The following is an 11738-nucleotide window of genomic DNA, read 5'->3' on the forward strand; positions in this document are numbered from 1 at the left end:
TGTCCATCGCCCTCTCACCCTTCCTCATGCCAGGCTCAGTCCAGAGCGTTCCAGATCTCGGTGGCGTACTCGCGGATGGTGCGGTCGGACGAGAACCAGCCCATGTGGGCGGTATTGAGCACCGCCTTGCGCCACCACGCCTGAGGCTGGTGCCAGAGCGCTTCGACCTGGCGCTGGGCATCCCAGTAGGCATCGAAGTCGGCGCACACCAGGAACCGGTCGTACGCCACCAGCGAGTCGACCAGCCCGGTGTAGCGCGAAGGATCGTCCGGCGAGAACACGCCGCTGCGGATGGCGTCGAGCACATCGCTGAGCCGACGGGAGGCCGCAATCGCCTGACTGGCGCCGAAATCGCCGCTGCGCCGGCGCGCCTCGACCTGCTGGGCCGTCAGGCCGAAGATGAACAGGTTGTCCATCCCGACCTGCTCGCTCATCTCGACGTTGGCACCGTCCAGCGTGCCGATGGTCAGCGCACCGTTGAGGCCGAACTTCATGTTGCTGGTGCCCGAGGCTTCATAGCCGGCGGTGGAGATCTGCTCGGACAGGTCAGCCGCCGGGATGATGCTTTCGGCCAGGCTGACGTTGTAGTTGGGCAGGAACACCACTTTCAGCAGACCGCGCACGGTCGGGTCATTGTTGACCACCCGGGCGATGTCGTTGGTCAGCTTGATGATCAGCTTGGCCTGGTGGTAGCTGGCCGCCGCCTTGCCGGCGAAGATCTTCACCCGTGGTGCCCAGTGGGTCTCCGGCTCGGCCCGCATGGCCTGGTACAGCGCCACGGTGTGCAACAGGTTGAGCAGTTGCCGCTTGTACTCGTGGATCCGCTTGACCTGAACGTCGAACAGCGCCTCGGGGTTGACGGTGACGCCGACGCGTTCCTGGATGATGCTGGCCAGGGCGCGCTTGCTGTGCAGTCGCTGCTCGGCGAACTGCCGGCGGAAGGCGGTCTTCTCGGCGAACGGCGCCAGGTCGACCAGGCGCCGTTGCGGATGGTCCTTGAAGTCCGGCCCCAGCACCTCGACGAGCATGTCGGTCAGTTGCGGATTGGACTGGTACAGCCAACGGCGGAAGGTCACGCCATTGGTCTTGTTGTTGATGCGCTCCGGGTAGAGCCGGTGCAGGTCGGCGAACACCGTGTTGCGCATCAGCTTGGTGTGCAGTGCCGAGACGCCGTTGACGCTGTGCGAACCCAGGAACGCCAGGTTGCCCATGCGCACCCGGCGCCCATTGTCTTCCTCGATCAGCGAGACGGCGCGCAGCAGCTCGAAATCGTGCAGCCCTTTGGCCCGTACCGCGTCGATGTGGTAGGCGTTGATCAGGTAGATGATCTGCATGTGGCGCGGCAGCATCCGCTCCATCAGCGACACCTGCCAGGTCTCCAGGGCTTCGGGCAGCAGCGTGTGGTTGGTGTAGGCCAGGGTGTTGACGGTCAGGTCCCAGGCGGTGTCCCACGGAATCTCGTGCAGGTCGACCAACTGGCGCATCAGCTCGGCCACGGCGATCGAGGGGTGCGTATCGTTGAGCTGGATGGCGGCCGCGTCGGGCAGGTTCAGCAGCGAATCGTGCATGGTCAGGTGACGCCGCAACAGGTCCTGCAGCGATGCCGAGACGAAGAAGTACTCCTGGCGCAGACGCAACTCCTGACCAGCCTCGGTGCTGTCGGCCGGGTACAGCACGCGGGAGATGCTTTCGGCACGCGCGACCTCGGCCACCGCGCCCAGATGGTCACCGGCGTTGAAGCGCTCCAGGTGCAGCTCTTCCAGCGCACGTGCGCGCCACAGGCGCAGGGTATTGACGCTGGCGCCGCGCCAGCCGACCACCGGCGTATCGTAGGCGACGGCACGGACCGTCTCGCCGGGTGTCCAGATCTGCCGCTGCTGGCCCTCGGCATCGGTGACGGTCTCGACGCTGCCACCGAAGCTGATCGGGTAGATGACCTCGGCGCGCTCGAACTCCCAGGGGTTGCCGAAATCCAGCCAGTTCTCGGTCTGCTCCTGCTGCCAGCCATCGACCACGGCCTGACGGAACAGGCCGTGCTCGTAGCGAATGCCGTAGCCGTGGGCGGCGATGCCCAGCGTCGACATGCTTTCCATGAAGCAGGCCGCCAGACGACCGAGACCACCGTTGCCCAATGCCGCATCCGGCTCGAGCAGGCGGATCCGCTCCAGGTCCACGTCCAGCCCATCCATCGCCTCGCGTGCAATGTCGAGCAGGCCAAGGTTGTTCAGGCTGTCGTAGAGCAGCCGGCCGATGAGAAATTCCAGGGAGAGGTAATAGACACGCTTCTGGCTGCGCCGGTAGGCCTGGCGAGTATGGTCCATCCAGTGATCGACCATGTGATCGCGGGCGGCCAGGGCGACCGCTTCGAACCAGTCATGCTCGAAGGCATGCTCCGGGTCCTTGCCGATCGCATAGGTCAGCTTGTCCAGTACGGCGGCGCGGAATGCGGCCACCTCCGCGTCACGTGTATTGAGATCCTGAGACATACTTCGTCCTCGAGCCAGTCGGTCAACATGCCATGGAAAGAGTGAGCCTAGACGCTTCGACACAGGATGGCAGGCGCGGTTCGAGTTTGTTGCACCTTGGATAACCGGCGAAAGGTTGTTCACTTATTGAGCAATTTCGGTATGATCGCGCGCCCATCCCGCCTGACCTTTTCTGATTCCGATGAAACCGACCCTGATCGCCGCCGCCGAAGTGGACCGCCTGGACACTTGGCAACGTTACGCCAGCCACATGTGTGGCGGCTGCCACTCGACCTGCTGCACGCTGCCCGTGGAGGTGAAGATCCGCGACCTGATCCGCATCGGCGTGGTGGACGAGTTCGAGAAGGACGAACCGCCGAAGAACGTCGCCAAACGCCTGCAGAAGGACGGTATCGTCGAGCGTTTCAACCAGAAGTCGGGCATCTTCACCTTGACGCGCATGAGCAACGACGATTGCCTGTACCTGGACCGCAAGAGCCGGCTGTGCACCATCTATGACAAGCGACCGGACACCTGCCGCAACCATCCGCGGGTAGGGCCGCGGCCGGGCTACTGCGCCTACAAGCCAAAGGCCGCGACCCGCTGACCACCCAGCGCCGATCCTGCATGACGCCCATCGCGATGACACGGCTCTCGCCTGTCAGGGGCCGGACATCTGGCAAACCTCGCAAACGGTAGTCGATTGCCTATACTGTGCCGCCGCCGCACACCCTTCGAGGTGTTCGGGCGCGCAGCGATGATGACCGGAGGTGTCGTCGCTGAGGGTGGCGACTGCGTCACGCACCCGCCTCGCTACCCCAGGGTTTCACATCGTCCAAGGCAGGAAGACGTTTCATGTGGGATGGCAGCGTTACGTTCGGCGATTCATGGGCAGGTTATATCGGGCGGACCGATCAGAACAGTGCCCACTCGCATGTCGCCATCCAGCTGTGCATCGGGCTTGGCCATGACATCACGCTCGAGCTGCCCGATCGCCTGCTGCATGCTCCCGGTGTCGTCATTGGCCCCAACGTCGAACATCGCGCCCTACCAGGCCCCCATTCGGTCGCCTTCATCTACGTCAGCCCCGACATGGCCCTGGGCCGCGCCTTGAACGCGCTGCTCGACGACGACGGCATCGCCTTGGCCAGCGACGCGCTCATCGAATGCTTTCGTGCAGCAGACGCTCTCCCAAGCGCCATCGAATCACTCGAGCGCCTGCTCGTCATCGACACACCCATGGATCAGCGACTGCGCAAAGCCCTTCACCTGCTGCGTCAGGACCGAAGTGGGCCTGGCTGCGTCACGCGAGTGGCACACGCCGTGGGCCTGTCTGGGCCGCGCTTGCGCTGCGTGGCCACCCGACAACTGGGCGTCTCGCTGTCGCAATGGCTCATCTGGCACAAGCTCGAGCGTGCCTCCAAGTCCCTCGCCAGCGGCGCCACGCTCTCCGAGGCAGCGGTCGATGGCGGCTTTGCCGATCAAGCGCACCTCGCACGCATGATGCGGCGGATGATCGGCATGACGCCCAGCTCAGCGGCCTCGGTATTGAGACATACAAGCGTTTCGTTCAAGACACAGTGATGTCATCGCGCCAATATGCGCCGTGTGTGTCCAGCACCTGATGGGCCGAGCCGTTCCGGCGACCTGCGCTCATGAACCCCATGCTCAGCTCGCCGCCAGCCTCTGATCGCCTCGTGACGCTCGACGTCGCGACACCTTCCAAGCGGGATGGAGTACGCAAGACATGACCCAGGGTAAGCTCATCAAGCTGACGCTCTGTGCAGGCGTGATCGGCGGCCTGCTATTTCTAGGCTGGCAACGGTGGGCTTATGCCACGGCCTATGTCAGCACCGACAACGCAGAGCTCGACGGTGTGATCATCCCGGTCCGCGCCAAGCTGTCCGGTGTGGTGACGCAGGTGCCGGTCATCGACAACATGCCCGTGGCCAGTGGCGACCTGCTGTTTCAAGTCCGCGACAGCGAGTATCGCCAACAGCTCGCTCAGCGCCAGGCCCATTGGCAAGCGTTGCGCGTGGCAGCCGGTCAAGACGGCAGCCCTGGGCAGCTGGACAGCCAGATCCTCGGCGCCGTGGCACGACGTCAAGCGGCCGAGGCGGCTCTGGCACAGTCGCACGCGACCCTTGAACAGGCACGCAACGATTATCAACGTGCGCGACGACTTCACGCCCAGGGCGCGACCAGCACCCAGGACCTGGAGGCGATCAAGGCACGGTTCGATGCGTTGAATCATGCTCAGGAGGTGGCGCGGGGCAATTCCCGTGCCGCCGCTCAGAACACGCTGGCCAACCAAGCCGAGCTCAAGGCCCAGGACTATCGCATCGCCGCGGCGCAGGCCGAACTCGAGCTCGCACGGATCCGGCTCGAAGACACCCGGCAGACCGCGCCGCTGTCCAGCGTCGTGTCCAAGAAAGAGGTGGAGCCTGGTCAGTACGTGGTGGCAGGACAAAAGCTGATGAGCCTCATTGGCACCGAACCGCTGTGGATTACCGCCAACTTCAAGGAAACCCAGGTCGGGCGTGTGCGTGTCGGACAGAAAGCTCGAATCACGGTGGATGCGTTTCCTGACGCGACCTTCGCTGGCACGGTGCAAAGCCTGGCGCCTGCCACCGGTGCGCGGTTCTCGTTGCTGCCCCAGGAGAACGCGACCGGCAACTTCACCAAGGTGGTTCAGCGCGTTCAAGTGCGAATCGCGCTGGACGACGTGCCGGCCTCGTACAGTGGCTTGCTGAGCCCCGGCATGAGTGCCTTCGTCGAAGTCGAGGCGCATGCGCCAGGCAGCGCAGTGCCATGAAATCACCCTACCTGATCGCCCTCACCGTCACGCTGGTGTCGATGATGGAGCTGTTGGACGTCACCATCGTCAACGTGGCCATCCCGAGCCTGATGGGCACCTACGGTGCCTCGGTCGACGAGATCTCCTGGGTATCGACCGGCTACGTGGTAGCCAACGTGGTGATTCTACCGACCAGCGGCTGGCTCTCGGCCTGGTTCGGTCGACGTCGCTACTACCTGGTCTCGACCGCCACCTTCGTGGCGGCGTCACTGGGGTGCGCGATGTCCAACGAGCTCTGGCAACTGGTGGGCTTTCGGGTCCTTCAAGGACTGGCCGGCGGTGGATTGCTGGGGATCTCGCAAGCCATCATCTACGATGTGTTTCCCAAGGAAAAAGTCAGTACGGGCATGGCGCTGTACGGTGTTGGCGTGATGATGGGGCCGACCCTGGGTCCGAGCGTCGGTGGCTACCTGATCGACGCCTTGTCCTGGCACTGGATCTTCCTCATCAACCTGCCGATCGGCGCGGTCGCTCTGCTGCTGTGCTGGCTGTGCATCAGCGACTCGATCAACGAACGCAAACCTAGCCAGATCGACTACAGCGGCTTCTGCCTGCTGGCCATCGGCGTTGGCAGCTTGCAGATCCTGCTGGAACGTGGCGAACACTGGGACTGGTTCGAATCGAACTGGACAGTGGCGTGCCTGTTGCTGAGCGCCTTCGGCCTGCTGGGGTTTTTCTGGTGGGAGCGACGCGCTGCTCAGCCGATCGTGAACGTTGCGCTGTGCCAGGACCGCGAATTCCTGATGGGCTGCATGTGCGCCTTCTGCGTCGGCTTCGGCCTGTACAGCACGCTGTTCATGGTGCCGCTGTTCCTGCAGACGCTGCTCCAGCAAAGCGCCTACCAGAGCGGCCTGGTCATCTTCCCGGGGGCCGTGGCCAGTGCCGTCAGCACCTTGGTCATCGGCAAGCTCTCGCAAGAGAACAAGATCGACGAACGCGTGTTCGTGACCTTGGGCATCGCCTTGTACTGCTATGCAATGTACCTGCACACGCAGTTCACCCTGGCCAGCAACCCCGACACGCTCTACTGGCCCTTGATCATCCGTGGGCTGGGGCTGGGCATGATTTTCGTGCCCTTGACCAACCTGGCCATGCGCCGACTGCCTGTGCACCTGGTCTCGGGGGGCTCGGGTGTACTCAACCTGATGCGTCAGCTGGGCGGCAGCGTCGGTATCGCCATCGCCGCCACCTTGCTGACGCGCTATGCCTGGGAGCGCTATCGCCTGCTGTCCGAACATGTGACCGAATCGGCGCTGGTCGCTGGAGGCTGGGGCGGTATCGCCAAGGACCCGCTGTTCCTGACACTGGGTACGACAGGGCAGCAGGCGACCGTCCTGATGCCTTATCTGGAGGCGCGTGAACAAGCGCAGATGCTGGCCTTCAGCATGCTGTTCGGCACGTTGGGAGCCGTCATGGCGATCGGTCTGCCCATGGTGTTGCTCATGCGTCGCAGCACCCTCGCCCGCTAGTCATTCGATGGAGCCATTCCGTGCGTATTCCCAGGTTGTACCCTGATCTCCCCTCAATCGGCCTGCTCGGTGGCCTGACACTGTTCCTGGTCTCGCCCTCGGCATCAGGCAGTGACCTGTATGCGCTCTATCAACGCGCGCTCACGCATGACATGACCTTCGCCGCCGTACAGGCCCAGGCTGCTGCAGTCGCCGAGCGACAGGTGCAACGTCGCGCCGACCTGCTGCCCAGCCTCTCGGCCACTGGCGGCGCTGCCTGGGTCGATGCCCAGGAGAGTGATCACTATCGGCGTAACCGGGATCACTCCAACGCCTATGCGGTCGTCCTGACTCAACCGCTGCTGCGCTGGCAGAACGTGATTGCCCATGACCAGAGCAAGCTGCAGGTGAGTGCCAGCGAGGTAGCGATCGAGCAGGCGCGTCAGAACCTGATGCTGCGGGTAGCGCGCGCCTACTTCGACGTATTGCTGGCCCAGGAAGTGTTGGAGACACGCACGCACCAGCTCCGCACGCTGGTCCGGCAACGAGCACGCACCCAACGGTTGCTGGGCGAAGGGGCCGCCACTGCGAACGCACTGGCACAGATCCAGGCTCGCCATGACGACGCCGAGGCCGACCGGATCGCTGCCTATGGTCAGTTGGACCTGGCCATCGAAACGCTGGCGCAATTGACCGCCAGTCGACGCACGTCGTCGGCCAGCCTTGGTCATGACATTCACTTCCAGACGCCAGAACCGGCCTCGGCGGATGCGTGGGCAAGCCAGGCTCAGACCAGCAGCCTGAGCGTCCAGGCTGCCGAACTGGTCCAGCGGACGGCGCACATGGGTATCGAGCGCGAGCGCGCCGGACATCTCCCGACGGTCGACCTGATTGCCGCCCATGGGCGTTTCTCTGCCGTAGGCGGCGATCTCTACGACGTGACCTTGCCAGAGGCGCGTTACCGCCAGACGGTGGTCGGTCTCAAGCTGGACATCCCCCTGTATGCCGGTGGGCGCACCACAAGTCAGGTCCGCGAGGCACAAGCACTGGAGTACGAAGCCAACGACAGACTGGAGGAGGCACGCCGCACCGCCGCCTTGACCGCACGTCAGGCCTACCTGCGCGTGACCAGCGGCCTGAGCCGCTACCAGGCGCTCAGGCAGGCATTGGTCTCGAGCGAGACCAACCTGAGCGCGGTGACCCATGGTTTCGAGGCAGGTGCGCATATCGACACCGAGGTACTCGATGCACAACAGCGCGTCAGCGATACCCGTCAGCGGCTGGCCGAGCAGCGTCATGCCGTGCTCATGGCCCAGCTCGAGTTGTTGGCATCCAGTGCAAGCCTGGATGACGCCAGCCTGCGCCGGGTGAGCGACTGGGTCCGATGAGGCGCGCGAAGGGCCGCTGCCAGGCTCAGCGTGCGTCGGCTGGGAAGCTCTTGCAGGCGCCATCCTGCTGGGCAGGCGGATGCGCGGGATAGACCTGCGGCAAGACGCTGACCGGACTGGTCGCGATGAACCCATCGGCGAAGCGTGCTTCGACGAACTGTGCCTGCCAACCGGTCTCAGGCGGCGTGTGCGGCAGCGAAAAACGCTGTCGGGGCGTGAGGGTGACGGACGTGTAACGGACTCCGCAGGCATAACGGAAGTCACGGTCCCGGCTATTGTTCGCAGTCCATACCTTGACCGCCACCGGCAGCTCGGAAAACTCGACGGTACTCGACCCGTCCTGCCGATTGACGGACAGCTGCACGCTCGGCAAGGCGACGTCGTCGCGCAGGCGCCTGAGTGCCGGCACCAGGGTGCTCACTACCGCGTTACGCACGCCACCATGGTCAGAGTTCGGCAGCACGCGCAGGCTGGTCTGCCCGGGCAGACGCTGCTGGAAGTCGGTCACCTGATCCGGCGCGAAGAAATCGTCACCACTGGCTGACACCAGATACTTGGGGATCGCCAGGCGCTGCCCGGGCTCGTCGAGGTATCGCATCGGGTCCATCAGCCCCATCAGTTGCTCGAAGCGCGGCGTGCCCAGGCGCTGCAGCGCGCCGGCCTTCTGGTAGGGCCAGAGCGCAGCAGGCCAATGGCCGCCGTACCGTTGGCGCAGCCCCTTGAGCATGGTGGAGGTGTCCGCCACGTCGATCACGCTGGGCACGATCGCGCTGATGCGAGGGTCACCCAGGGCGGTCAGCCAGGCGCTCCAGCCGCGCTTGGAAGCGCCGGTGATGATGAAGCGGTCCACTGCGACCCCGGCTTTCTTCAGCTCCACCTCGGCCAGGTCCATGGCACGGCTGGCTGCCGCAGCCATGGGCACATGCAGGGGCAGCTCGGCCGCGGCGTCGGGGTTGCGCATCCAATGGGTCCAGGTATGGGCCACCGCATCGTCCTCGCGCAGGGGCTGTTCAGCGTCGCTGAACGTCAGGTACTGGTTGGGCACATCGCTGATCATGACCACGGCGACCCGGGCCTTCAGCGCCACCTCGCGCAAGGCCTCGCGTGAATAGTCGAAATGCTGCGAGTCGCTGTGGCGCAGGCCGTTGTTCACCACCAGCAGCGCCTTGCCGGGCACGGCCTGGCTGGGCACGTGCAGTTCGACCGTATGCTTCCAGCGACGCGGCTCGACCACCGGCTGCGGGTCCCAGGTCTGGGACATCAGCTCGAAGCGCCGAAACGCGTAGCCCGGTTCGGCGCTCTGCTCGATCAGGACCGACTCGAGCGGCGCCTGACGGACATTGGCCATGTGGCACTGTACGACCTGCTGCGGGCGCAGGCTGCTGCAATCCTGCGCGGCGCTGGCCTGGAAACTGGCCATCAGGCAGGGAATGGCCAGTGCGAAACGATAGTTCATGGAAGGGCCTCCTTGGAATGAGGCACTCAACCTGGGGAAAGGGGCGCCTGCCTACAAGCTAGTAGCCGGCGGAAAAAGCACAACCTTACAACCATTTAGGAAAAAGCCCATGAACCGTGCAGCCCACAAACGAAAACGCCCCCGGCCTTTCGACCGGGGGCGTCTTCATTCAGCCTGAGCTCACTCAGTTCTTGGCTTTCTTGGCAGCGCGGGTACGCTCGCCTTCGTCCAGGATCTTCTTGCGCAGACGGATCGACTTCGGCGTGACTTCACACAGCTCGTCTTCCTGGATGTATTCCAGCGCCTGTTCCAGGGTGAAGCGAACCGGCGGAACCAGGGCGATGACTTCGTCTTTACCCGAAGCACGCATGTTGTCGAGCTTCTTGCCCTTGGTCGGGTTGACGCCCAGGTCATTGTCGCGGCTGTTCTGACCGATGATCTGGCCGCCGTAGATTTCCTGGCCGTGCTCGACGAACAGCTTGCCGCGCGCCTGCAGGGTTTCCAGCGAGTAGGTCAGGGCCTTGCCGGTCTCGACCGAGACCAGAACGCCGTTGAGGCGACCGGACATGTGGCCGGACTTCACGGCGTCGTAGCGATCGAAGATCGAGGTCAGGATGCCCGCACCGTTGGTCAGGGTCAGGAACTGGTTACGGAAACCGATCAAGCCACGTGCCGGGATGTTGTATTCCAGGCGCACACGGCCCTTGCCATCCGGAACCATGTTGGTCAGGTCGCCTTTACGCAGGCCCATCTCTTCCATGACCTTGCCCTGGGATTCCTCAGGGATGTCGATGGTGACGTTCTCGAACGGCTCTTGCTTGACGCCGTCGACTTCACGAATGATCACTTCCGGACGGCCCAGGGCCAGTTCGAAGCCTTCGCGGCGCATGGTTTCGATCAGTACCGAGAGGTGCAGCTCGCCACGGCCCGAGACCTTGAACTTGTCTGGGGAGTCGGTCTCTTCGACGCGCAGGGCAACGTTGTAGAGCAGCTCCTTGTCCAGACGGTCCTTGATGTTACGGCTGGTGACGAACTTGCCTTCTTTGCCGCAGAACGGCGAATCGTTGACCTGGAAGGTCATGGAAACGGTCGGCTCGTCGACGGTCAGCGGCTTCATCGCCTCGACGGCAGTCGGGTCGCACAGGGTGTCGGAGATGAACAGCTCGTCGAAACCGCTGATGCAGACGATGTCGCCGGCCTGGGCTTCTTCGACGTCCACACGGTGCAGACCGTGGTGACCCATCAGCTTGAGGATACGGCCGTTACGCTTCTTGCCGTCGGCATCGATGGCAACCACCGGGGTGTTCGGCTTGATGCGACCACGGGCGATGCGGCCGACGCCGATGACACCCAGGAAGCTGTTGTAGTCCAGTGCGGAGATCTGCATCTGGAACGGGCCGTCACGGTCGACCGCTGGGGCAGGCACGTGGTCGACGACCGCTTGGTACAGCGGGGTCATGTCTTCGGCCATGGCGGTGTGGTCGAGACCGGCGATGCCGTTCAGGGCCGAGGCGTAGACGACCTGGAAGTCCAGCTGCTCGTCGGTGGCGCCCAGGTTGTCGAACAGGTCGAAGATCTGGTCCAGTACCCAGTCAGGACGCGCGCCCGGACGGTCGACCTTGTTGATCACGACGATCGGCTTCAGGCCGGCTTCGAAAGCCTTCTTGGTCACGAAGCGGGTTTGCGGCATCGGGCCGTCTTGTGCGTCGACCAGCAGCAGCACGGAGTCGACCATCGACATCACACGCTCCACCTCGCCACCGAAGTCGGCGTGGCCGGGGGTGTCGACGATGTTGATGTGGTAGCCGTTCCAGTTGATGGCGGTGTTCTTCGCCAGAATGGTGATGCCGCGCTCTTTTTCCTGGTCGTTGGAGTCCATGACGCGCTCGTCATTGAGCTCGCCGCGCTCCAGGGTGCCGGACTGGCGCAGCAGCTTGTCGACGAGGGTGGTCTTGCCATGGTCGACGTGGGCGATGATGGCGATGTTACGCAGATTTTCGATCACAACTGTATCTCGATCAGAGGATTCGGTCGCCGCCCAGTGTAGGCGGCCAATAAGAACAAACAGTGCTCAGCAGGCCCGTTGGTCGGGAGGGCGATGGCGGATACTGCCGCCATACAGCC

At 63.9% G+C, this 11738-nt stretch carries 8 protein-coding genes; 5 read left to right on the forward strand and 3 right to left on the reverse strand.

Features of this window, described 5'->3' with window-relative positions:
• Positions 1-35: 35 nt before the first annotated feature.
• Positions 36-2486, reverse strand: coding sequence for a glycogen phosphorylase (locus APT63_18475; protein AMA47453.1), 2451 nt, complete (start codon positions 2484-2486; stop codon positions 36-38).
• Between the two features lie 181 nt (positions 2487-2667).
• Between APT63_18475 and APT63_18480 the strand changes: the two genes are divergently transcribed.
• The 5 genes from APT63_18480 to APT63_18500 all read left to right on the forward strand — a co-directional run bounded on the left by APT63_18480 (position 2668) and on the right by APT63_18500 (position 8158).
• Positions 2668-3072, forward strand: coding sequence for a Fe-S-oxidoreductase (locus tag APT63_18480; GenBank protein ID AMA47454.1), 405 nt, complete (start codon positions 2668-2670; stop codon positions 3070-3072).
• Positions 3073-3320: 248 nt separating this feature from the next.
• Positions 3321-4049 (forward strand): AraC family transcriptional regulator, encoded by a 729-nt coding sequence (locus APT63_18485; protein ID AMA47455.1) that lies wholly within the window; start codon positions 3321-3323, stop codon positions 4047-4049.
• Positions 4050-4212: 163 nt separating this feature from the next.
• Positions 4213-5280 carry an MFP transporter gene (locus tag APT63_18490; protein AMA47456.1) on the forward strand — a complete coding sequence of 356 codons (1068 nt, stop codon included), beginning with the start codon at positions 4213-4215 and terminating at the stop codon, positions 5278-5280.
• Positions 5277-6791: a multidrug MFS transporter gene (locus APT63_18495; protein ID AMA47457.1), complete on the forward strand. Its 1515-nt coding sequence runs from the start codon at positions 5277-5279 to the stop codon at positions 6789-6791. Before APT63_18490 ends, APT63_18495 begins: the two co-directional genes overlap by 4 nt.
• 20 nt (positions 6792-6811) lie before the next feature.
• Positions 6812-8158, forward strand: coding sequence for a channel protein TolC (locus tag APT63_18500; protein AMA47458.1), 1347 nt, complete (start codon positions 6812-6814; stop codon positions 8156-8158).
• 25 nt (positions 8159-8183) lie between these two features.
• On the opposite strand, the gene APT63_18505 is transcribed toward APT63_18500, so the two are convergent.
• Complete coding sequence (locus APT63_18505; GenBank protein AMA47459.1) at positions 8184-9614, reverse strand: PhoPQ-activated pathogenicity protein; 1431 nt, start codon at positions 9612-9614, stop codon at positions 8184-8186.
• Between the two features lie 184 nt (positions 9615-9798).
• On the reverse strand, positions 9799-11619 hold the full coding sequence (locus APT63_18510; GenBank protein ID AMA47460.1) for a GTP-binding protein TypA: 1821 nt from the start codon (positions 11617-11619) through the stop codon (positions 9799-9801).
• Between the last annotated feature and the right edge of the window lie 119 nt (positions 11620-11738).

Origin of the sequence: Pseudomonas monteilii (assembly GCA_001534745.1) — a bacterium.
GTDB classification, from domain to species: domain Bacteria; phylum Pseudomonadota; class Gammaproteobacteria; order Pseudomonadales; family Pseudomonadaceae; genus Aquipseudomonas; species Aquipseudomonas alabamensis.

Excerpts from the sequence above, each read along its gene's own strand:
- APT63_18480 (AMA47454.1), top strand. The coding sequence starts at position 2,668 with ATGAAACCGACCCTGATCGCCGCCGCCGAAGTGGACCGCCTGGACACT.
- APT63_18485 (AMA47455.1), top strand. The coding sequence starts at position 3,321 with ATGTGGGATGGCAGCGTTACGTTCGGCGATTCATGGGCAGGTTATATC.
- APT63_18475 (AMA47453.1), bottom strand. The coding sequence starts at position 2,486 with ATGTCTCAGGATCTCAATACACGTGACGCGGAGGTGGCCGCATTCCGC.
- APT63_18490 (AMA47456.1), top strand. The coding sequence starts at position 4,213 with ATGACCCAGGGTAAGCTCATCAAGCTGACGCTCTGTGCAGGCGTGATC.
- APT63_18495 (AMA47457.1), top strand. The coding sequence starts at position 5,277 with ATGAAATCACCCTACCTGATCGCCCTCACCGTCACGCTGGTGTCGATG.
- APT63_18505 (AMA47459.1), bottom strand. The coding sequence starts at position 9,614 with ATGAACTATCGTTTCGCACTGGCCATTCCCTGCCTGATGGCCAGTTTC.